The organism is Azoarcus olearius, assembly GCF_001682385.1.
Taxonomy (GTDB): Bacteria; Pseudomonadota; Gammaproteobacteria; order Burkholderiales; family Rhodocyclaceae; genus Azoarcus; species Azoarcus olearius.
This window is the reverse complement of the sequence record NZ_CP016210.1, coordinates 3,090,897-3,110,316: the sequence shown is the minus strand read 5'-3', so window position 1 is coordinate 3,110,316 and position 19,420 is coordinate 3,090,897. Positions and strand designations below refer to the sequence as shown.

At 67.7% G+C, this 19,420-nt stretch carries 23 protein-coding genes; 14 read left to right on the top strand and 9 right to left on the bottom strand.

From position 1 onward, the window contains the following. The first annotated feature begins 153 nt into the window (after nucleotides 1-153). Entirely contained in the window at nucleotides 154-687 is a 534-nt protein-coding gene (locus dqs_RS14195; RefSeq protein WP_011766473.1) for a phasin family protein, read from the top strand. Nucleotides 688-793: 106 nt separating this feature from the next. Here dqs_RS14195 and dqs_RS14190 read toward each other — a convergent pair whose 3' ends face one another. Next, entirely contained in the window at nucleotides 794-2,092 is a 1,299-nt protein-coding gene (locus dqs_RS14190) for an ATP-binding protein (protein WP_418202065.1), read from the bottom strand. Between the two features lie 32 nt (nucleotides 2,093-2,124). Continuing rightward, on the bottom strand, nucleotides 2,125-2,883 hold the full coding sequence (locus tag dqs_RS14185; RefSeq protein WP_011766471.1) for a response regulator: 759 nt from the start codon (nucleotides 2,881-2,883) through the stop codon (nucleotides 2,125-2,127). Nucleotides 2,884-3,066: 183 nt separating this feature from the next. Here dqs_RS14185 and dqs_RS14180 point away from each other — a divergent pair, with 183 nt between their 5' ends. Next, nucleotides 3,067-3,606, top strand: coding sequence for a Spy/CpxP family protein refolding chaperone (locus dqs_RS14180; RefSeq protein ID WP_065340895.1), 540 nt, complete (start codon nucleotides 3,067-3,069; stop codon nucleotides 3,604-3,606). Between the two features lie 78 nt (nucleotides 3,607-3,684). Here dqs_RS14180 and dqs_RS14175 read toward each other — a convergent pair whose 3' ends face one another. The 3 genes from dqs_RS14175 to flgA form a co-directional block, all read right to left on the bottom strand. After that, on the bottom strand, nucleotides 3,685-4,164 hold the full coding sequence (locus dqs_RS14175; protein WP_065340894.1) for a flagella synthesis protein FlgN: 480 nt from the start codon (nucleotides 4,162-4,164) through the stop codon (nucleotides 3,685-3,687). A 13-nt stretch (nucleotides 4,165-4,177) separates the two neighbouring features. Continuing rightward, nucleotides 4,178-4,474 carry a flagellar biosynthesis anti-sigma factor FlgM gene (gene flgM / locus dqs_RS14170; protein WP_011766468.1) on the bottom strand — a complete coding sequence of 99 codons (297 nt, stop codon included), beginning with the start codon at nucleotides 4,472-4,474 and terminating at the stop codon, nucleotides 4,178-4,180. 95 nt (nucleotides 4,475-4,569) lie between these two features. Next, entirely contained in the window at nucleotides 4,570-5,340 is a 771-nt protein-coding gene (gene flgA, locus dqs_RS14165; protein WP_084018545.1) for a flagellar basal body P-ring formation chaperone FlgA, read from the bottom strand. 252 nt (nucleotides 5,341-5,592) lie between these two features. Here flgA and flgB point away from each other — a divergent pair, with 252 nt between their 5' ends. The 12 genes from flgB (at nucleotide 5,593) to dqs_RS14105 (ending at nucleotide 17,108) form a co-directional block, all read left to right on the top strand. Next, nucleotides 5,593-5,994: a flagellar basal body rod protein FlgB gene (gene flgB, locus dqs_RS14160; RefSeq protein WP_011766466.1), complete on the top strand. Its 402-nt coding sequence runs from the start codon at nucleotides 5,593-5,595 to the stop codon at nucleotides 5,992-5,994. A gap of 21 nt (nucleotides 5,995-6,015) precedes the next feature. Beyond that, the gene (gene flgC / locus dqs_RS14155; protein ID WP_011766465.1) at nucleotides 6,016-6,456 is read left to right on the top strand and encodes a flagellar basal body rod protein FlgC; all 441 of its coding nucleotides are present in this window, start codon (nucleotides 6,016-6,018) and stop codon (nucleotides 6,454-6,456) included. A 41-nt stretch (nucleotides 6,457-6,497) separates the two neighbouring features. Further along, the gene (locus dqs_RS14150; RefSeq protein WP_011766464.1) at nucleotides 6,498-7,172 is read left to right on the top strand and encodes a flagellar hook assembly protein FlgD; all 675 of its coding nucleotides are present in this window, start codon (nucleotides 6,498-6,500) and stop codon (nucleotides 7,170-7,172) included. Between the two features lie 15 nt (nucleotides 7,173-7,187). Next, nucleotides 7,188-8,525, top strand: coding sequence for a flagellar hook protein FlgE (flgE, locus tag dqs_RS14145; protein ID WP_011766463.1), 1,338 nt, complete (start codon nucleotides 7,188-7,190; stop codon nucleotides 8,523-8,525). A 25-nt stretch (nucleotides 8,526-8,550) separates the two neighbouring features. Continuing rightward, entirely contained in the window at nucleotides 8,551-9,288 is a 738-nt protein-coding gene (gene flgF / locus dqs_RS14140; RefSeq protein WP_011766462.1) for a flagellar basal-body rod protein FlgF, read from the top strand. A gap of 138 nt (nucleotides 9,289-9,426) precedes the next feature. Beyond that, nucleotides 9,427-10,209 carry a flagellar basal-body rod protein FlgG gene (flgG, locus tag dqs_RS14135; RefSeq protein WP_011766461.1) on the top strand — a complete coding sequence of 261 codons (783 nt, stop codon included), beginning with the start codon at nucleotides 9,427-9,429 and terminating at the stop codon, nucleotides 10,207-10,209. 22 nt (nucleotides 10,210-10,231) lie between these two features. After that, the gene (locus tag dqs_RS14130; protein WP_011766460.1) at nucleotides 10,232-10,909 is read left to right on the top strand and encodes a flagellar basal body L-ring protein FlgH; all 678 of its coding nucleotides are present in this window, start codon (nucleotides 10,232-10,234) and stop codon (nucleotides 10,907-10,909) included. Nucleotides 10,910-10,928: 19 nt separating this feature from the next. After that, the gene (locus dqs_RS14125) at nucleotides 10,929-12,041 is read left to right on the top strand and encodes a flagellar basal body P-ring protein FlgI (protein ID WP_011766459.1); all 1,113 of its coding nucleotides are present in this window, start codon (nucleotides 10,929-10,931) and stop codon (nucleotides 12,039-12,041) included. Between the two features lie 82 nt (nucleotides 12,042-12,123). Next, nucleotides 12,124-13,191, top strand: coding sequence for a flagellar assembly peptidoglycan hydrolase FlgJ (gene flgJ, locus dqs_RS14120; protein ID WP_011766458.1), 1,068 nt, complete (start codon nucleotides 12,124-12,126; stop codon nucleotides 13,189-13,191). A 155-nt stretch (nucleotides 13,192-13,346) separates the two neighbouring features. Further along, nucleotides 13,347-15,338: a flagellar hook-associated protein FlgK gene (gene flgK / locus dqs_RS14115; RefSeq protein WP_065340893.1), complete on the top strand. Its 1,992-nt coding sequence runs from the start codon at nucleotides 13,347-13,349 to the stop codon at nucleotides 15,336-15,338. A gap of 11 nt (nucleotides 15,339-15,349) precedes the next feature. Then, nucleotides 15,350-16,612: a flagellar hook-associated protein FlgL gene (gene flgL, locus dqs_RS14110; protein WP_011766456.1), complete on the top strand. Its 1,263-nt coding sequence runs from the start codon at nucleotides 15,350-15,352 to the stop codon at nucleotides 16,610-16,612. Between the two features lie 10 nt (nucleotides 16,613-16,622). After that, nucleotides 16,623-17,108 (top strand): hypothetical protein, encoded by a 486-nt coding sequence (locus dqs_RS14105; RefSeq protein WP_065340892.1) that lies wholly within the window; start codon nucleotides 16,623-16,625, stop codon nucleotides 17,106-17,108. A 3-nt stretch (nucleotides 17,109-17,111) separates the two neighbouring features. Here the strand turns inward: dqs_RS14105 and fliR are convergent, their stop codons facing one another. Genes fliR through fliO form a run of 4 tightly spaced genes read right to left on the bottom strand, consistent with a single transcriptional unit; the run spans nucleotide 17,112 to nucleotide 19,403 of the window. Beyond that, complete coding sequence (gene fliR / locus dqs_RS14100; RefSeq protein ID WP_065340891.1) at nucleotides 17,112-17,924, bottom strand: flagellar biosynthetic protein FliR; 813 nt, start codon at nucleotides 17,922-17,924, stop codon at nucleotides 17,112-17,114. A gap of 22 nt (nucleotides 17,925-17,946) precedes the next feature. Beyond that, nucleotides 17,947-18,216 carry a flagellar biosynthesis protein FliQ gene (gene fliQ / locus dqs_RS14095; RefSeq protein ID WP_011766453.1) on the bottom strand — a complete coding sequence of 90 codons (270 nt, stop codon included), beginning with the start codon at nucleotides 18,214-18,216 and terminating at the stop codon, nucleotides 17,947-17,949. Nucleotides 18,217-18,229: 13 nt separating this feature from the next. Next, nucleotides 18,230-19,006, bottom strand: a complete 777-nt coding sequence (gene fliP, locus dqs_RS14090; protein ID WP_065340890.1) for a flagellar type III secretion system pore protein FliP — start codon at nucleotides 19,004-19,006, stop codon at nucleotides 18,230-18,232. Further along, nucleotides 18,996-19,403 carry a flagellar biosynthetic protein FliO gene (fliO, locus tag dqs_RS14085; protein WP_335622061.1) on the bottom strand — a complete coding sequence of 136 codons (408 nt, stop codon included), beginning with the start codon at nucleotides 19,401-19,403 and terminating at the stop codon, nucleotides 18,996-18,998. Before fliO ends, fliP begins: the two co-directional genes overlap by 11 nt. Between the last annotated feature and the right edge of the window lie 17 nt (nucleotides 19,404-19,420).

The following is a 19,420-nucleotide window of genomic DNA, read 5'->3' as shown; positions in this document are numbered from 1 at the left end:
GATGTGCAGACTTCCCGTTGCCGGGGCTGTTCCCGATGGATCGGCAAGCAGGGTGAATTGGCGACAAGGCGGCATGCAGCAGATGGCCGCCTTGCCGAAGCGGGTGTTGTTGCCACTGGCAGGAATGCAATCAACTTTCCAGGAGGAAGTCTTATGAGTTCGTATTTTTCGCTGCAAAAGCTGACTGACGCTGCCAACGCGAACGGCAACGCCCTGAAGTCGGCCTTCGATATCGGCCTTGATGCCAGCGAGCGTTTCGTGGCGCTCAACTTCGCCACGCTGCGTTCCCTGTCCGCCGGCTACAAGCCGCTCGGCGAGGACGTCTTCGAGCAGTTTTCCGGGCAGTTCAAGACCCCGGTGCAGGGCATCGAGCAGGCGACCGACTACCTTCGCAACGTCAGCGACATCTATGTGAAGGCGCAGGCGGACATCGCCCGCCTCAATTCCGAGCGCCTCAATGGCGTATCGCAGCAGGTCAACGAACTGCTCGACGACGTCGCCAGGACGGGGCCGGCCGGCACCGCCGAAGTGGTGGGCAAGGTCAAGACCGCGCTCAACAGCGTCACCGAGGCTTACGAGAACATCCTTCGCACCACCCGCGAGGCGACTGAACACCAGTTCGCCGCCGCGAGCAACGCGCTGCAGCCCATCGTGGCGAGCGCGAAGGCGTCGAAGAAGGCTGCTTGACCCGGCGGGAGGGCCGGGTTTTGTCGCTTGCCCCCGGCTTGTCCGGGGGCCTTTTTACACCGAAGTCCCGCCACGGCTGTTTTGCCGTGTGCGGGCTTCATCATTTTCAGGCCCGGCGCGCATGGGTCGGGGCACGCGGCAGCGTCACCCGCGCTTCCAGCCCGCCGCCCGGCAGGTTGCGCAGCGCGACCTCGCCGCGCTGAGTGCGCAGCAGGTTGCGCGCGATTGCCAGCCCCAGCCCGGTGCCGCCGGTTTCGCGATTGCGCGAGGCTTCGGTACGGTAGAAGGGTTCGAACACCTTCTCCAGCTCGGCGGCGTCGAGTCCGGGGCCGTGGTCGCGGACGCGGATTTCATGGCGGTCCGGATATTCCGTCAGGCTCAGCTCGACCCGTTCGCCGAACTTCACCCCGTTCTCGATCAGATTCCATAGCGCGCGCCGCAAGGCCGTGGGGCGGCCAAGGCTGGGGCGGGCGGCGTGGCCTTCGACCGACACTGACCAGCCGAGGTCGGCCGCATCGTCGTGCAGCGCAGCGAGCAAGCCATTGAGGTCGATCGGCTGAGCGGGCGTGTCGGTGTCCATGCTGCGGGCGTAGGCCAGTCCTTCCTTCACCAGCGCCTGCATCGCATCCAGGTCGGACTGGATGCGCCCCCGCAGGGTGTCGTCATCCACCATTTCGGCGCGCAGGCGCAGCCGGGTGATCGGGGTTTGCAGATCGTGCGAGATCGCGGCCAGGATGCGGGTGCGCTCGCTCACGTGCTCGCGGATGCGTTGCTGCATCTGGTTGAACGCCGCCGCGGCCTGGGCGACTTCAGTCGGCCCGCGGGTTTCCATCGGCGCGCGGTCGGGGTCCTCGCCGAGCGCGCGCGCCGCGGCCGCCATGCGCGACAGCGGCCGGGTCGCAAGGCGCACGGCAAGCCAGGTGAGCAAGGTGATGCCGACCACCAACGCGCTCAGTGCCGCTAGCAGTCTGCCGGGTGGCGGAGGCGGCGGATGCGGCACCGGCGCGACGCCCGGCAGGCGCACGGTCAGCGGCGTGCCGTCACCCAGCGTGATGGCTGCGAGCAGGATCGCGTGGCCGCCTTCGTGGCGATGGAAGGCGTGCAGCGTGACCGCGCGCCCCGGCAGGGCCTGGCGCAGCGCGACCAGCAGCGGATGATCGTCCGGCAGGTTGCGTGCCTCGTCCGGAAGCGGGCGCAGGCTGGGGCGCAGGCGGCGGCGGCCGAATTCGTCGATCCAGCGCGCGCGCTCGTCGGGCGCCAGGCGGTCGAGCACGTCGACCGCGGCGGCAATCTCCTGCGCGATGCCTTCGAACAGCGCGTCACGTCCCACGCGGTCGCGCTCGCCGACGAACAGCAGCACGCTCACGGTCAGCACCGCGGCGATGCCGACCAGCCAGATCAGCATCAGGCGCGCGAACAGGCTTCGGGGCAGGAGCTTCACTGGCTCAGGCTCCCGTCGCCGGCAACGACCTCGGCGCTGAGCACATAGCCCTCGTTGCGCACGGTCTTGATGATGGCGGGTTCGCGCGCGTTATCCCCCAGGCGCTGGCGCAGGCGGCTCACCATCAGGTCGATCGAGCGGTCGAACACGTCGGCTTCGCGGCCCTGGGTCAGCTCCATCAACTGATCGCGCGACAGCACGCGCTGCGGATGGGCGAGGAACACGCCGAGCATGCGGTATTCGGCGCCCGACAGCGGTACCACCGTGCCCTGCGCATCGATGAGGTGGCGGTTGACGGTGTCGAGCCGCCACTGCGCGAAGCGCAGCTCGCGCGCCTGCGCCTGCGGCTGGGTGTCGAGGTTGGGGGGCAACGCGCGCGCGCGGCGCAGGATGGCGCGTACGCGGGCATAGAGTTCGCGCGGCACGAAGGGCTTGGGCAGGTAGTCGTCGGCTCCCATCTCCAGACCGATGATGCGGTCCATGTCCTCGCCGCGCGCGGTCAGCATCAGGATCGGCGTGTTGGCGTGGCTGCCGCCGGCGCGCAGGTTGCGACACAGCGTCAGGCCGTCTTCGCCCGGCAGCATCAGGTCGAGCACGATCAGGTCGACACGGTGGCGTTCCAGCGCCGCCTTCATCTCGCGGCCGTCCGCCGCGGTGGTGCAGCGCAGGCCCTGCTTCTCCAGGTAATCGGCGAGCAGGCTGCGGATGTCGCGATCGTCATCGACGATGAGGATGTGATCTGGCTGGTTGGTCATGCGTGGGTCTCCATGCCCGCATCTTAGGGAGGCAGCGGGGCCGGTATGTATCCCAGCGTATCAAACCGGCCGCGGCTGACACGCCCATGCAAATCGGCCGCCGGCAGACAAATGGGGCTTACATCGCGCTGCTCAAATGGCTCCGTCGCCCGCAGCGCCGGGCATTATCACAGGAGCAGGATCATGAAGACCCCCATCAAGCGCACCGCCATCGTCCTCTTCGCGGCCCTCGGCGTGCTGGGTTCCGGCCTCGCCGCCGCCCGCGGCGGCGACGGCATGCCGCGCGATTGCGGTTGGCATGCGATGTCCGCCGAGCGCGTCAAGGACAAGGCCGATCTCGGCCTCGCGCGGCTGGAACTCGCGCTGGCAATCAAACCCGAACAGAAGGGCGCGTGGGATCAGTTCAAGACGGCGATGCTGCGTCGCGCCGAACGCATGGGCGCCGACTTCGAAGCGCGTGCCAAGGAGGCAGCCCCCAAGACGGCGCTCGAACGCATGGAGCGGATGGAAGTCCGCGGCAAGGCGCATCTGGCGGAACTCGCGGAGACGCGCAACGACGTCGAGGCGCTGTACGGCAAGCTGAGCGATGCGCAGAAGAAGGTGTTCGACGCGGAGTTCCGTCATGGCTTCGGCGGCGACGGACCGCGTCATGCCGGCATGCGGGGGGAGCACCGCCCGCGGCACGAAGGCATGCACGGTGGCCGCGCTGTCGAACCGCGTTGAGCTACGAGGCGCCGCCTCCTGAGGCGGCATCGACGAGCCGCATCGTGAGGTGCGGCTTTTTTCTGGATGCGGCGCGCGTCAGGCGCTGCCGAGGATGCGGCCGCCGCCGGTGGGGCGGGTCTGGCCGGCGGCGTCGTACAGCTGGGGATGGTTGGCGGCGGACAGCAGCACCGACAGCGCGGCCTGGTTGTGCTGCATGCGCTCGGTGATCAGCTTGCCGTTGAGCGTATTGCGCTCACGGGCGTTGCGGGCGAGTTCCAGCACTTCGTCCCAGCGCGCCAGCACGCGCGGCAGGCCGGCGCACAGTTCGCGGATGGACGCGTCGGCATTGCTGCGCCCGAGGCGGCCGAGATGCAGGGCCTTGTCGTCGGCCAGCCGCTGCAATTGGCGGTAGCGGTCGGTCTTGTCCTTCGTCAGCGTGAGCAGCGCATCCGTGTCGCCGGCAACGAGCAGGGCTTCCTCGTGTTCGAGCAGCGCGACGAATTCGCGCAACTGGATGGCCTCGGCTTCGATCAGCAGGGCGAGGCGCTGGAGGTCGGCGGGAGAGGGTGCTCGCATCGGCGGGGAAGACTCAGCTCTTGTCGCCCAGCAGGTCGCGCACGCTGTTGATCAGGCCGTCGGCAATCTTGCTGGAGTCGATCTTGAACCGACCCTCGGCGATCGCCTGGCGAATCTCGGCGACGCGGGAGGAATCGACCGCAGGGGTGTTTTCCATTGCCGCCTCCGCCTTCTGCAGCGTGGACGACAGCGACGACAGCTGGACCTTGTCGCTGCTGGCCGGGGTTTCGGTTTTAGGGGTGTTGACGCGGCCGCGGTTCTCGGCGACCGACACGCCCGCCACGGGCTTGCCTGAGCTTTCGATTTTCATGGCAGTGCTCCCAATAAAGGTTCTCTACCCGGTATGTCGGCAGCGCGGCGGAAAACTTTAGCGATTTAATCACAGGCCCTGCGAGAGGCGTTACTTCAAGGCGTAACTTCGACCACGCCGCCGGCGCGCGCCGCGCCGGTGACGACCTGGCCGCCGCCCAGCCGCACGCGCACCGGATCGCCGGGCGCGCCGTTGTTGAGGGCCACGCCCTCGCTGGAAACGCGGAAGCCGCTGCCGACGGTGACGACCTGCACCGTCTGGCCCTGTCTCACCGCGGGAGGAATCCTCAACATATCGGCACGCAGCGGGCTGCCTTGAGCGATCGCGAACCGCGTGTATTGGCCGCTCGCCTGGGCCACGTCGGTCAGCGTGTTGTCGGGCAGGGTCGCGAGGTCGCCGTCGCGGCGCACGAGATCGGCGGGGCCGATGATCTGCCCCGCGCGCAGCGGTTGCGCGGTGACGAGGTATTCCCCCAGCACGCTCACCCGCGCCTGCAGGTAGGCGGTCCATTCCACCGGCGAGTCGCAGCGCACGCCGACGCTGATCTGTCCCCAGGCGCGGGTGCCGGCGGGCAGGAAGGGCACGAGGCTCATGCACGGCGGCAACTGGTTGCGGGCATCGAGCGGCGTGACCGACACCGCCACCCGGCCGGGCAGTCCGCGCGCCTCCTGTTCGAGAAAGCGGGTAACCGCGGCCGTCACCGGCGCGGCCGGTTGCTGGGCGCTGACGTTGCCCGCCAGGAGCGCGCCCGCTGCAGCCAGCAGCGTGAAGGGCAGGCGGGCGAAGGCGGCGGGACGGAGGAAGGCGGAGAGGGCGGCGGGGCCGCGGCGGCGGGGCGGGCGCGCCGGGAGGCGGGTTCGGTTCATGGCCGGATTGCATCACGCCCACCGCGCGGAGGCAACCGCGGGCGGCAGCGCCGGCAGCCGGCGCCGGCAATTCTTGCCCCGCCCGGCTGCCGCAGGCCCTGGCAAGCGGCGAAATTGGCCGGGCTTTACCGGTCTTATCGCGCCAAGGGCGGGGAGGGGCGCTGGCTAAGATGCGTGGCATGAATGCTGCGATGGAGGGGGTGCCTGCCGAACCGCCCCACGGTCACGGCAGCCCGACCCCGAGGTGACGCCATGAAGACACAACTCGACCAACAACTGCAGTTCCATCAGACCGCGCTGAACCTGCAGGCTCACCGCCAGCAATTGCTCGCGTCCAACATCGCCAACGCCGATACGCCGCACTACAAGGCGCGCGACATCGATTTCCGCGAGGCCCTGCAGGGGGCGCTCGGCAAGCAGAGCAACCTCGCGCTCGCGACCACGCAGAGCCGGCACATCGCCGGTGGCGGGGGCGACGTGCTGGAAGGCGCCACCAAGTACCGCACCGAGCTGCAGTCCGCGGTGGACGGCAACACGGTGAACATGGACGTGGAACGCGCGGCTTTCGCCGAGAACGCCATCCATTACGAGGCCAGCATCACCTTCATCAATGGCCTGCTGCGCGGCATGCAAACCGCGATCAGCGGCCAGTAAGGCTTAGGGGAGTAGGCGCTCATGAGCATGCTCAACGTCTTCCAGATCGCCGGTTCGGCGCTCAACGCGCAGTCGCTGCGCCTGAATACCACCGCCTCCAACCTGGCCAATGCCGACAGCGTGATCGCCGAGGACGGCCAGCCCTACCGCGCCAAGCAGGTGGTGTTTGCCGCCAAGCCCGTGGGCGCCACGCCGCCGGTGGGCGGCGTGCGCGACAAGGGCGCCGCGGCATCGGTGGGCGTGCAGGTTACCCAGGTGGTGGAGAGCGCGGCGCCGATGCGGCTGGTGTACGAGCCGCACAACCCCGCGGCGAACGCCGAGGGCTATGTCGAGATGCCCAACGTGAATGTCGTCGAAGAGATGGTGAACATGATCTCGGCATCGCGCTCGTACCAGAACAACGCCGAAGTGATGAACACGGCACAGACCTTGCTGCAGCGGACCTTGCAGATCGGTCAATAAGCACGACCGGCAACCGTTGCCGCCGCCGGCAGGAGAAAGAAATGAGCACCGTGACATCCGCAACGCAGACCGCGCAGGACATCCTCGCCAGTCTCGCGCGCAAGGACACCACCACCACCAGCACCACGCAGCAGAGCAAGAACCAGTTCCTGACCCTGCTGACGACCCAGCTGCAGAACCAGGACCCGATGAACCCGATGGAGAACGCCGAGCTGACCTCCCAGCTCGCCCAGCTTTCCACGGTGGAGGGCATCGAGAAGCTCAATTCGATGATGACGCAGCTGCTCCAGTCGCAGGCCTCCGCGGAGGGCCTGCAGGCCGCAGCGCTGGTGGGCCGCGGCGTGCTCGTCGAAGGCAAGAACCTCACCCTGACCGACGCCGGCGCCATCGGCGGTTTCGAACTCGACGGCCCTGCCGACGAAGTGAAGCTGTCGATCAAGGACGCCGCCGGCATCGAAGTGGCGTCGATGACGATGACCGACGTCGAGGCCGGCAGCCAGAACTACATGTGGGACGGCACCGCCTCGGGCGGCGGCAAGGCAGCCAACGGCACCTACACCGTGTCGGTGACCGCGGTGCAGGGCGACAAGACCGTGGTGTCGCGTCCGCTGCAGTTCGCGGCCGTCACCAGCGTGATCCGCGGCGCCTCCAGCACGGACCTCCAGGTCGGCGATCTGGGCATCTTCAAAATGAGCGAAATCAAGCAGATTCTCTGATCCGGAGCGGCGATCATGGCATTCCAACAAGGTTTGAGCGGGCTGAATTCGTCGTCCAAGGCGCTCGACGTCATTTCCAACAACGTCGCCAACGCGAGTACGGTCGGCTTCAAGGCCAGCAACACCATCTTTGCCGACATGTACGCATCGGCGATGACCGGTGGCACCTCCTCGCTGCAGGTCGGCATCGGCAGCAAGGTTGCGGCGGTCACCCAGTCCTTCACGCAGGGCAACCTCACCGCCACCAACAACCCGCTCGACATGGCGATCAACGGCAACGGCTTCTTCCGTCTGTCGCGCAGCGACGGCAGCATCGCCTACTCGCGCAACGGCCAGTTCGACGTCGATCGCAACGGCAACATCGTCAATGCCACGGGTGAAAAGCTCACCGGCTTCCAGGCGCTGGACACCTCCGGCACGCAGACGGTGTTCTCCGGCGAGCCGTCGGTGATCTACATCGACACCACCAACATCGCCCCGCGTGAAACCGGCACGGCGTCGGTCGGTGTGAACCTGGACTCGAGCGAGAAGAACCCGCTCAACAAGAACCCGGTCGGCAGCGACATCAACAACTTCCTCAATTACACCGCGATCCCGGTCGAGAGCTACAACTACACCACCTCGATGACGGTGTATGACAGTCTCGGCAACGCCTCGCTGATGAACCTGTACTTCGTCCGCGATCCCGACGTGGCGGGCGTGTCGCCCAATACCTGGACGGTGTATGGCCGCTTGTCGAACGACGTGGTGCCCGACCCCGCGGACCCTGCGCTCTCCACCGGCGCGCCGCTCGAGAACCTCGGCACGATCACGTTTACCAACCTGGGCGTGCCCGATAGCACGATTGCCGGCAATGGCGTGTTCAACGTCACCCGCACCGGGGCCCAGCTCGGTACCGGCGCGGACGACCTCAACTTCACGCTCGACCTGTCGCGCTCCACGCAGTGGAACACCGATTCGGGCGTGACCACCTCGCCGCGCCAGGATGGCTACACCACCGGCCGCCTTACCGGGCTGTCCGTCAGCAATACCGGCGTCGTGCAGGGCACCTTCTCCAACGGCCAGGTGCGCGACATCGCCCGCCTGGCGCTGGCCAACTTCTCCAGCCCGCAGGGCCTCACCTCGCTTGGCGACAACCTGTGGGCAGAGTCCTTCGAATCCGGCCAGCCGACCGTGGGCGCGCCGGGCACCGGCGTGCTCGGTTCGGTCACCGCGGGCCAGATCGAGGAATCCAACGTGGATCTGACGCAGGAACTGGTGTCGATGATCGTGCAGCAGCGCAACTACCAGGCCAACGCGCAATCGATCCGCACCCAGGACCAGATTCTCCAGACCCTGGTGAACCTGCGTTAAACGCTGAAGGCGCAAGGAGAGCGACATGGATCGGCTGATCTACACCGCGATGACCGGGGCCAAGGGCACGCTCGACCAGCAGGCAGCGGTCTCGCACAACCTCGCCAACGCCACCTCCACCGGCTTTCGCACCGAGATGCACAAGCTGCGCGCGGTGGAGGTCCAGACCGAGGCGATGCATACGCGCGCCTTCACCGTGGATGCCAGCGTTGCCACCGACTACAGCGCCGGCCCGCTGCAATTCACCGGCCGCCCGTACGACGTCGCGGTGGAAGGCAAGGGCTGGCTGACCGTGCAGATGCCCGACGGCACCGAGGCCTACACCCGCGACGGCAGCCTGGAGCTGAGCGCCAACGGCGTGCTGCAGACGCGCAGCGGGCTGCCGGTGCTCGGGGCCAGCGGCGCGCCGATCGCGCTGCCGCCCGATACCGAGATCGTGATCGGCGCCGACGGCACCATCTCCTCGCTGCAGGCCGGCCAGAACGTGGTGAACGTGGTCGATCAGCTCAAGCTGGTCAATCCGCCCGAAGCCACACTGGTGCGGGGCGACGACGGTCTGTTCCGCACCGGCGACGGGGCGGCACAGGCTGCCGATCCGGCGGTAAAAGTTGCCGGCGGTTACCTCGAAGGCAGCAACGTGAACGTGGTCGACCAGATGGTCACGATGATTTCGCTGGCCCGCCAGTTCGAGATGCAGACCCGCATGCTGCAGACCGCCGAGCAGAACGACCGCGCCGCCGCCCAGGTGCTGTCGCTGAGCTGATCCCCGTCGCGGATTAGCACGGATTTTGCCTAGTTAATCGCAGGATGGCCGGCAGCCTTGCCGGCCTAGACTGGCAACCAGGCTACCCGACCACCGCGCGGCGACCTCCGCCGCCGGCCAAGCAAACAAGGAATCATCATGATCCGCTCCCTGTGGACCGCCCGTACCGGGCTGGATGCCCAGCAAACCTCGCTGGACGTGATCTCCAACAACCTCGCCAACGTCTCGACCAACGGCTTCAAGCGCCAGCGTGCGGTGTTCGAGGATCTGCTGTACCAGACCATGCGGCAGCCGGGCGCGCAGTCCACCCAGCAGACCCAGGTCGGCTCGGGCCTGCAGATCGGTACCGGCGTGCGGCCGGTGGCCACCGAGCGCATCTTCACCCAGGGCAACCTGCAGCAGACCGGCGGCTCGCTCGACATCGCCATCCAGGGCAACGGCTTCTTCCAGATCGCGCTGCCGGACGGCACCACCGCCTATACCCGCGACGGCGCCTTCCAGCTCGACAACCAGGGCAACGTGGTCACCGCCAGCGGCTATCCGCTGGCCGACAACATCAACATTCCGGCCGATACGCTCACCGTCACCGTCGCCAAGGACGGCACCGTCAGCGTGCTGCAGGCGGGGCAGACCACGCCGACCCAGATTGGCGCGATCCAGCTCGCCACCTTCATCAACTCGGGCGGCCTGCAGAGCGCCGGCGAGAACCTGTTCCTGGAAAGCGCCTCCAGCGGCGTCGCCACGCCCAACCAGCCGGGCACCAACGGCACCGGCGTGCTCAACCAGGGCTATGTCGAAACCTCCAACGTCAACGTGGCCGAAGAACTGGTGAACATGATCGTGACCCAGCGCGCCTACGAGATGAATTCGCGCGCAATCCAGACGTCGGACTCGATGCTCGGCCGGCTGACCCAGCTTTGATCGCCGCGCCGGGAGTTTCGCCATGAAAGCGCTCGCCCTCCTTGCCGTCCTGCTGCTGTCGGGCTGCGCGTCGATCTATTCGACGCCGCCCACCGCGATCCACCAGCCGATGAGCGCGCGCCCCGACATGCGCGCCCAGGCGGTGCCCGCCACCGGCAGCATCTACCAACCCAGCCAGGCCCGGCCCTTGTTCGAGGACCGGCGCGCGCGCAACGTCGGCGACATCATCACGATCAACCTCGTGGAGCGGAACACCGCGCAGAAGAGCGCCAACGCCTCGGCCACCCGCGGCTCGGCGATCACCGGCGGCATCAGCCTGACCGCGCCCAACATCGCCTCGCTCGCCAACGCCAAGCTCAACGGCCTGCAGGCGGATGTGGGCCTGGATTCCGACTTCTCCGGCGAGGGTGCGGCGGCGGCCAACAACGTCTTCAACGGCACGATCTCGGTCACCGTCATCGACGTCTATCCCAACGGCAACCTGCTGGTGTCGGGCGAGAAGATGGTCGCGATCAACCAGGGCAACGAGTTCATCCGCTTCTCGGGCGTGATCAACCCGACCACCGTCACCGCCGCCAACACCGTGCAATCCACCCAGGTGGCCGACGCCCGCATCGAATACCGCGGCAGCGGCTTCATCGACGAGTCCAACACCATGGGCTGGCTGCAACGCTTCTTCGTCGCCATCGCGCCGTTCTGATCCGCACTACGGAGTCCCCATGAAACGCCCGGCCCAGTTTCTCCTTGCCCTGCTCGCCGCCGTCGGCATGGCGGTGGCGGCCCCCGCGAGCGCCGAGCGCATCAAGGAACTGGCTTCGGTAGCCGGCGTGCGCGACAACCAGCTCGTCGGCTACGGCCTGGTGGTGGGGCTGGACGGCAGCGGCGACCAGACCACGCAGACGCCCTTCACGGTGCAGAGCGTCATCAACATGCTGGGCAACATGGGCGTGACCCTGCCGCCCGGCACCAACCTTCAGCTCAAGAACGTGGCCGCGGTGATGGTCACCGCCACGCTGCCGCCGTTCGCCCGGCCCGGCCAGGCGGTCGATGTCACCGTGTCGTCGATGGGCAATGCCAAGAGCCTGCGCGGCGGCACGCTGGTGATGACGCCGCTGAAGGGGGCCGACGGCCAGATCTACGCGATCGCCCAGGGCAACATGGTGGTCGGTGGCGCCGGTGCTTCGGGCGGCGGCGCCTCGCAGACCATCAACCATCTGTCCGCGGGCCGCATTCCCGGTGGCGCCACCGTGGAACGCGCGGTGCCGACCATGCTGGGGCAGGGCGATCACATCCTGTTCGAACTCAACGACACCGACTTCGGCACCGCTCGCCGCGTGGTCGATGCGATCAACCAGTCCGCCGGCCACGGCAGCGCCGAGGCGCTGGACGGGCGGACCATCCGTGTGCGCGCCCCGGCCGATTCCTCCGCCCGCGTCGCCTTCCTCGGCCAGCTCGAAAACCTGGAAGTGACGCCGGTGCAGCAGGCCGCCAAGGTCATCGTCAATTCGCGCACCGGCTCGGTGGTGATGAACCAGCGCGTCACCGTGCAGAACTGTGCGGTCGCCCACGGCAACCTCACCGTGTCGGTCAACACCGACACCCGCGTCAGCCAGCCGGCGCCGCTGTCGGGCGGGCAGACGGTCACGACGCAGAGCGGACAGGTCGCGATCGAGCAGGGCGCCGGCACGCTGTTCAACGTCAAGGCGGGCGCCAACCTGGCCGACGTGGTGAAGGCGCTCAACAGCCTCGGCGCCAAGCCGATGGATCTGGTCAGCATCCTGCAGGCGATGAAGGCTGCTGGAGCGCTGCGCGCGGAGCTGGAGGTGATCTGAATGAGCACGTCTCGAACCGCGCGGCATCCGAGCTTTTCCCGGCAGGCGCAGGCCTGCCTTTGCGCATTGGGGGAGGTCTGAGATGACCGCGGCGAACACCGGCTTCCAGCTCAACGCGCTCGATCCGAATTCGCTCGGCGACCTCAAGCGGCTCGCCCGCAACAACCCGGATTCGCCCGAAACCCTGCGCGCGGCCTCCAAGCAGTTCGAGGCCCTGTTCCTGCAGATGGCGCTCAAGTCGATGCGCGAGGCGACGCCGGGCTCCACGCTGTTCGACAACGAGCAGACCAAGAGCTATCAGTCGCTGCTCGACCAGCAGCTCGCGCTCAACATGGCGCACAGCCGCAACAACGGCATGAGCGAGGCGCTGTTCCGCCAGCTCGGCGGCATCAACGGCAAGGGGGCCGCCACCCCGGCGGTGGCGGAAGGTCTGCCGCTGCCCGGCGCGGCCGGCGCGAACCCGGGATTCGACATCTCCAACGCGATCCGCCAGTCGTCCAGCCCGGCGGCACTGATGCGGCAGGCGCAGGCGATCGCGGCCGGCGCGGAAAGCCGCGGCGGGGCGGACGGCGACAGCATCGGCGCGCTGATCTCGCGGCTGGAGAATGCGGTGCGCGCCACCCGCGACAAGGCGGCCGCGGGGGCGACCGCGCCCGCGGACGGTAACGATGGCGTGGCCGACGACGTGCGTGAGTTCGTCAACGCGGTGTGGCCGCACGCGCAGAGCGCCAGCCGGCAGACCGGCATTCCGGCGCAGTTCATCGTCGCCCAGGCGGCGCTCGAAACCGGCTGGGGCGACAAGGTGCTGCGCCATGCCGACGGCCGCAACAGCTACAACCTCTTCAACATCAAGGCCGGTGCGGGCTGGACGGGCGACACGGTGACGCGCAAGGTCACCGAGTACAGCGGCGGCAGCGCCTACACCGAACAGGCCCGTTTCCGCAGCTACGGCTCGTACGCGGAAGCCTTCCAGGACTACGCGCGCCTGCTCGCCAACAGCAGCCGCTATTCCGAGGTGCTGGGCCAGACCAGCGCCAGCGGCTTCGCCCGCAGCCTGCAGCAGGCCGGCTACGCCACCGACCCGATGTACGCCGACAAGCTCACCCGCATCATCGGCGGCAGCACCCTGCGCGGCGCGCTTTCGGGCTGAGCGGCAAAGGGTGGCGGCAAGCGGCCGATTTTGCCGGTCGCCGCCGCTGCCACGGTGCCGAAAGCGCCCCTTGTTGCCGCTTCGCACTGGTTTTTCACCCTGGCAAGCATCTTGCAGTAGGAGGGTTGGAAACCTAGCGAATCAGGGGAAACATCATGGCGGGCTTGCTGAACATCGGACTCACGGGTCTGAACGCCGCCCAGGCACAACTGCTCACCACCGGCCACAACATCACCAACGCCGGTGTCGAGGGCTATCACCGCCAGACGGTCATCCAGACCAGCAACACGCCGCAATTCACCGGCGTCGGCTTCTTTGGCCAGGGCACGCAGGTTTCCGCCGTCACCCGCAGCTACAGCCAGTACCTCGAAAACCAGGTGCTGACCAGCAGTGCGCGGCTGTCCGAATTCACGGCCTACAACAGCCAGATCAGCCAGATCAACAACCTGCTGGCCGACTCCACCTCCGGCCTGTCGCCGGTCATGGAGGGTTTCTTTGCCGGCGTGCAGGAAATGGCTTCCAACCCCACCAGCGTGGCCGCGCGCCAGTCCTTGATTTCGTCCGCGCAGGCGCTGGTGTCGCGCTTCCAGACCATGGATGCGCGCCTCGCCGAAATCCGCCAGGGCACCGAAGGCGAGATCGCGTCCACGGTGACGCAGATCAACATGTTCGCCGGCGCCATCGCCGAGATGAACCAGCGCATCGCCCAGGCCCAGGTGGCCGGCCCGAGCGTGGCCGCCAACGACCTGCTCGACCAGCGCGACCAGCTCGTGGCCGAGCTGAACAAGCTGGTGAAGGTGAATACCGTCACCGAGAACGATGGCTCGATGAGCGTCTTCATGGGCTCGGGCCAAGGGCTGGTGGTGGGGGGCACGGTCAACCAGCTCGCCGCGGTGCGCGACGCCAACGACCCGCAGCGCAGCGCGATTGCGCTGATGGCCGAAAACGGCGCGCCCACCGTGTTGCCGGAAAACCTGCTCAGCGGTGGCACCTTGGGAGGGCTGCTCGGCTTCCGGCGCGAATCGCTCGACGTTGCCCAGAACACGCTGGGGCTGATCGCGGTGGGCATTGCCGAAGCCTTCAACGCGCAGCACCAGCTCGGCGTGGATCTGGACGGCGTGCTCGGCGGCCAGTTCTTCAGCCTGCCGGACCCGGCGCTCAAGCCCGCGATCACCTCGGCCACCGTCAGCATCGAGAACTACGCCCAGCTCACCGCGGCCGACTACATGCTCGAATGGGACGGCGCCGCTTACTCGATGCGCGCGGTGGGCGGCGCCAGCATTCCGCTGACCCTGCAGGTGGATGGCAGCTATTCCGGCGGCGGCATCAACATCGCCATCAGCACGCCGCCACCGGCCGATTTCCCCACCACCGGCCTGTTGATCCAGCCGACCCGTAACGCCGCCGCCAACATCGGCGTGGCCATCACCGATCCGCGCAAGATCGCGGCCGGCGATCCGGTCAGCGTTGCGCCCGGCAACTACACCGGCGCGGTCACCGACCGCATCAAAGGGCTCAAGACGCTGTCGGTCGATGGCATCGACGCCAACGCCGACGGCAAGGCGGACTTCTCGCCGATCACGCTCAGCTTCGCGGCCAACACCTTCACCGCCTCGGCCGGCACCATCGAGCGCTACGACACCGCCACCGGCACCTGGGTGGCGGGCGGCGCCTACAACCCGGCGACGGACTCCACCGGGGTGCGCTTCCGCGTGACCGACGGCACCGCGCCCAACGAATACGCCTTCGAATTCACCGCGGTGGGCGCGTGGGCGAGCGGCGAGTCGATGGTCTTCAGCCCGACCGCCGCGGGCGTGGCCGACAACCGCAACGCCGTGGCGCTGGGCGCGCTGCAGACCGCCAAGACCATGCTCAACGGCGGCTCCGGCGCCACCGCCACCTTCCAGTCGGTGTATGCGCAGATGGTGACCCAGGTGGGCAACAAGACGCGCGAAGTGCAGGTGAACCAGGCCGCGCAGGAGTCCCTGCTGACCCAGGCCACCGACGCGCGCGACGCCTTGTCCGGGGTGAATCTCGACGAGGAAGCCGCCAACCTCGTGCGCTACCAGATGGCCTACCAGAGTGCCGCCAGGGTCATGAACGTGGCCCAGACCCTGTTCGACGAATTGCTGGCGATCGGCCGATAAGGAGAACGATCATGCGTATCTCGACCAACATGATCTACGACAAGGGCGTGGGCTCCATGCAGCAGCAATGGAGTTCGCTGCTCCACACCCAGCAGCAGCTCTCCACCGGCCGCCGCGTGCTGACGCCGGCGGACGATCCGATCGCCTCCGCGCGCGCGCTCGAGGTCGGCCAGTCCAAGGGCGTGAACAGCCAGTTCATGACCAACACCGGCTACGCCGACGATCGCCTGAACCTGCTCGAGAACAAGCTCACCGGCGTCGGCGACACGCTCCAGTACATCCGCGAAAAGACGGTGTCGGCGGGCAATGCCGGCTACAGCGCCGAAGACCTGAAGTACATCGCCACCGACCTGCGCGCGCAGTTCGACGGCCTGCTGGCGCTCGCCAACAGCCAGGATGGCACCGGCGACTATCTGTTCTCCGGCTACCGTGCCAATGCCCAGCCGTTTTCCGGCGGGCTGGCGGGGGTCAGCTACCAGGGCGACTACGGTACCCAGACCATCCAGGTGTCGGCCTCGCGCTACATGCCGGTGAGCCTGCCGGGAACGGACGTTTTTGCCGCCACCCGGCAAATCGACGACACCTTGGTGCAGCCTTCCACCGGCACCCATGTGGACGGCTCCGCCAACACTGGCGGCACCACGCTTAGCGGCACGCTGGCCCCGCTCGCCAGCGGCGCGGTCGATACCAGCACGCTCGCCCGCCGCTACGAGATCACGTACAACGCCGCCACCGGCTACGACGTCTACGAATACGTGCCGGGCAACCCGAGCAAGGTCGCGATTGCCACCGGGCTGGCGGACCTCAGCAGCCTGGGCGACCCGGCCTCGCCCAACTACGTCGGCGTCAATCTGCAGATGAACGACGCCGCGGGCAACCCGGCGGTGCCGGGCGACGGCGACCGCTTCGAGCTGTTCGTGGGCTCGCCCAACATGTTCGACAACCTCGGCGTGCTGATCGACGCGATGGAGCGCCCGGGGCCGTCCGGCATGGCCGGCGGTGCGGTGGCCTTCGGGCTCACCAACCTCGACGGTGCGCTCGAGAACGTGCTGAAGGTGCGGGCCCAGATCGGCTCCCAGCTGACCGAAACCGAAAGCCTGCTCAACATCGGCAGCGACCTCGACGTGCAGTACGCCGAGACCATCTCCAATCTGGTCGATGTGGATTACGTCTCGGCGATCTCCAACCTCACCCAGCAGCAGACCTATCTGCAGGCGGCCCAGCAGTCCTTCATGAAGGTGACCGGGCTGTCGCTGTTCAACTACCTGAGCTGAGGCCGCAACGATGCGTACGCTGCTGATCGCACTGCCGGCCGCGCTGCTGTTGGGCGCCGGTTGCTCCACGCTGGACGAGTACCGGCCGATGGCGGTGGCCCACGGCGGCACCGCGGCGGGACTGGGCGGCGGCGCACTGCTGACGATGAAGACCATGAAGGAGATCGGCATCTCCAACCCGGTCTTCCTCAGCGGTGCGCTGGTGGCCTACGGCATCTACGACCCGCTGGCACCCACCTGGGAGCTGGATGCGAGCCTGGCCGGCGAGGAAACCTGGCGGCTGGAGATGCGCATGAAGCGGCTCGCCACCGGCGGCGAGGGCGAGGCGCGCCAGGTGTTCATGCGCAACGCGCGGCGCATGGCGGAGGAGGGCGGCTACGCCGGATTCGACGTGCTGCGTTACGAAGAGGGCATCAGCAACGAACGCCCGTTCGCGCGCCGCACCGCGAGCGGCGAAATCCGCCTGGTGAAGTCGCGCCAGTTCCCGTCGCTCTGAAGTTCAGCGCGGCGGCGTGGGCGCGGGAGGCAGCGGCGCGAGCGCTTCGAGCATCGCCGAGATGGTGTCGAAGCCGTGTTCGAACAGGCTGACCACCACCGGGCCGAAGTTGGTCATGATCAGGATCAGCCCCATGAAGCCCATCGCCAGCGTGACCGGAAAACCGATGGCGAACAGGTTGAGCTGGGGCGCGGCGCGGGTGAGGATGCCGAGCGCGATGTTGGCCACCAGCAGCACCGCGACGATGGGCAGCGACAGCAGCAGGCCGGTGGCAAACACCGCCGCGCCGGCGCGCGCGATGTAGGCCCAGCCCGACGCGCTGACCACGTTGAGCCCGATCGGCAGCCATTCGAAGCTGCGTATCAGCGCTGCCACCAGCATCAGGTGGCCGTTGATCGACAGGAACAGCAGCGTGGCGACGAGGCTGAGGAAATCGGACAGCACCGCGGTCTGACCGCCGGCGTCGGGGTCGAAGAACACCGCGAACGACAGGCCCATCTGCATCCCGATCAGCGAACCGGCCATGTCGATCGCCGCGAACACGATGCGGATCATGAAGCCGATCGCGATGCCGATGAACATCTGCTGCACCATGACCAGCAGGCCGATGCCGCCGCCCGGCGGCGTCTGCGGCATCGCGGGCAGGACGGGCAACAGCGCAAGCGCGATGCCCAGCGCCATCGTCAGCCGGATGCGGACCGGAATCGCGCGGTTGGAGAACACCGGCGCGGTGGCAAAAAGCCCCAGCAGGCGCGCGAGCGGAAACATCAGCGCCGCGAGCCAGGCGTCGAGCTGGGCCGAAGTGACGCTGATCATGCGGAGCGGCGGCGCGCCACGCTCATCCGATCATCGTCGGAATGGATTCGAACAGCCGGCGCATGAAGTCGGTGAGCATCGTGATCATCCACGGCCCCGCGAGCACCAGGGTGACGAACATCACCACGATCTTCGGCACGAACGAGAGCGTCATCTCGTTGATCTGGGTGGCGGCCTGGAAGATGCTGATGATGAGACCGGTGACCAGCGCGGCGAGGAACAGCGGCGCGGACACCAGCAGCGTGACTTCGATGGCCTGGCGGCCGAGTTCGATGACGGCGGTGGGTGTCATGGGCGAGGGTCTCCTAGACGGCGAAGCTCTGCACCAGCGAGCCGATCAGCAGCGTCCAGCCATCGACCAGCACGAACAGCATGATCTTGAACGGCAGCGAAACAATGACCGGCGACATCATCATCATCCCCATCGACATCAGCACCGAGGCCACCACCATGTCGATGATGATGAAGGGGATGAAGACGATGAAGCCGATCTGGAACGCGGTCTTCAGCTCCGAGGTGACGAAGGCGGGCACCACCACGCGCATCGGCAGGTCTTCGGCTTTCTCCACCGGCGGATGCTTGGCCAGCCCGGTGAACAGGCTGAGGTCGGGCTCGCGCACCTGCTTCAGCATGAAGGCCTTGACCGGCACGGTGGCGCGCTCGAGCGCCTGCTCGAAGCTGATCCGGCCTTCGGACATCGGCTGGTAGGCTTCCAGGTAAACCTTGTCCGCCACCGGCGCCATGATGAAGAAGGTGAGGAACAGCGCCAGCCCGAGCAGCACCTGGTTGGGCGGCGAGGTCTGGGTGCCGATCGCCTGCCGCAGCAGCGAGAACACGATGATGATGCGCGTGAAGCTGGTCATCATCAGCACCAGCGCCGGGATGAAGCTCAGCAGCGTCAGCAGCGCCAGCGTCTGCACCGGCAGGCTGTAATTGGTGCTGCCGCCCGGCCCCGGCGTGCTGTTGAGCGCCGGCAGGCCCTGGGCGGCGGCCGCGAAGGGCGCCAGCAGCAGCGCCAGCGGCAGGATCAGGCGGAAAAAGGCGCGCGCGCCCGACGGCGCGCGGTGGAACTCAGGGTGCATCCTTGCGGCGCTCCAGGGATTGCTTGAGCCAGCTGGAAAAATCGGCGCCGCCTTTCAGCGGCCCGTTCTGGGCGGGCGGGGGCGGCAGTTCGGCGAGGGGAATGACGTGCAGCGTGCGCACATTGCCGGGCGCGACGCCCAGCACCAGCACGTCCTTGCCCACTTCGACCAGCACCACGCGCTCGCGCGGGCCGACGGCGGCGGCGCCGAGCACCTTCACCGCGGCGGCCGCACCACGCGGCGTTGCCAGCCGCTTGAGCACCCACAGGCAACCGAACAGCAGCGCGATGACGACCGCGAGGCCGCCGAGCATCTGGCCGATGCTGCCCGCGAGTTCCGGGGGGGCGGCGGCTGCGCTGTCCGCCGCTGCAACGGCGCCGCCATACAGCGCGAGCACGGCCGCGCATGAGCGGA

Excerpts from the sequence above, each read along its gene's own strand:
- dqs_RS14195 (WP_011766473.1), top strand. The coding sequence starts at position 154 with ATGAGTTCGTATTTTTCGCTGCAAAAGCTGACTGACGCTGCCAACGCG.
- dqs_RS14190 (WP_418202065.1), bottom strand. The coding sequence starts at position 2,092 with ATGCTGATCTGGCTGGTCGGCATCGCCGCGGTGCTGACCGTGAGCGTG.
- dqs_RS14185 (WP_011766471.1), bottom strand. The coding sequence starts at position 2,883 with ATGACCAACCAGCCAGATCACATCCTCATCGTCGATGACGATCGCGAC.
- dqs_RS14180 (WP_065340895.1), top strand. The coding sequence starts at position 3,067 with ATGAAGACCCCCATCAAGCGCACCGCCATCGTCCTCTTCGCGGCCCTC.
- dqs_RS14175 (WP_065340894.1), bottom strand. The coding sequence starts at position 4,164 with ATGCGAGCACCCTCTCCCGCCGACCTCCAGCGCCTCGCCCTGCTGATC.
- flgM (WP_011766468.1), bottom strand. The coding sequence starts at position 4,474 with ATGAAAATCGAAAGCTCAGGCAAGCCCGTGGCGGGCGTGTCGGTCGCC.
- flgA (WP_084018545.1), bottom strand. The coding sequence starts at position 5,340 with ATGAACCGAACCCGCCTCCCGGCGCGCCCGCCCCGCCGCCGCGGCCCC.
- flgB (WP_011766466.1), top strand. The coding sequence starts at position 5,593 with ATGAAGACACAACTCGACCAACAACTGCAGTTCCATCAGACCGCGCTG.
- flgC (WP_011766465.1), top strand. The coding sequence starts at position 6,016 with ATGAGCATGCTCAACGTCTTCCAGATCGCCGGTTCGGCGCTCAACGCG.
- dqs_RS14150 (WP_011766464.1), top strand. The coding sequence starts at position 6,498 with ATGAGCACCGTGACATCCGCAACGCAGACCGCGCAGGACATCCTCGCC.
- flgE (WP_011766463.1), top strand. The coding sequence starts at position 7,188 with ATGGCATTCCAACAAGGTTTGAGCGGGCTGAATTCGTCGTCCAAGGCG.
- flgF (WP_011766462.1), top strand. The coding sequence starts at position 8,551 with ATGGATCGGCTGATCTACACCGCGATGACCGGGGCCAAGGGCACGCTC.
- flgG (WP_011766461.1), top strand. The coding sequence starts at position 9,427 with ATGATCCGCTCCCTGTGGACCGCCCGTACCGGGCTGGATGCCCAGCAA.
- dqs_RS14130 (WP_011766460.1), top strand. The coding sequence starts at position 10,232 with ATGAAAGCGCTCGCCCTCCTTGCCGTCCTGCTGCTGTCGGGCTGCGCG.
- dqs_RS14125 (WP_011766459.1), top strand. The coding sequence starts at position 10,929 with ATGAAACGCCCGGCCCAGTTTCTCCTTGCCCTGCTCGCCGCCGTCGGC.
- flgJ (WP_011766458.1), top strand. The coding sequence starts at position 12,124 with ATGACCGCGGCGAACACCGGCTTCCAGCTCAACGCGCTCGATCCGAAT.
- flgK (WP_065340893.1), top strand. The coding sequence starts at position 13,347 with ATGGCGGGCTTGCTGAACATCGGACTCACGGGTCTGAACGCCGCCCAG.
- flgL (WP_011766456.1), top strand. The coding sequence starts at position 15,350 with ATGCGTATCTCGACCAACATGATCTACGACAAGGGCGTGGGCTCCATG.
- dqs_RS14105 (WP_065340892.1), top strand. The coding sequence starts at position 16,623 with ATGCGTACGCTGCTGATCGCACTGCCGGCCGCGCTGCTGTTGGGCGCC.
- fliR (WP_065340891.1), bottom strand. The coding sequence starts at position 17,924 with ATGATCAGCGTCACTTCGGCCCAGCTCGACGCCTGGCTCGCGGCGCTG.
- fliQ (WP_011766453.1), bottom strand. The coding sequence starts at position 18,216 with ATGACACCCACCGCCGTCATCGAACTCGGCCGCCAGGCCATCGAAGTC.
- fliP (WP_065340890.1), bottom strand. The coding sequence starts at position 19,006 with ATGCACCCTGAGTTCCACCGCGCGCCGTCGGGCGCGCGCGCCTTTTTC.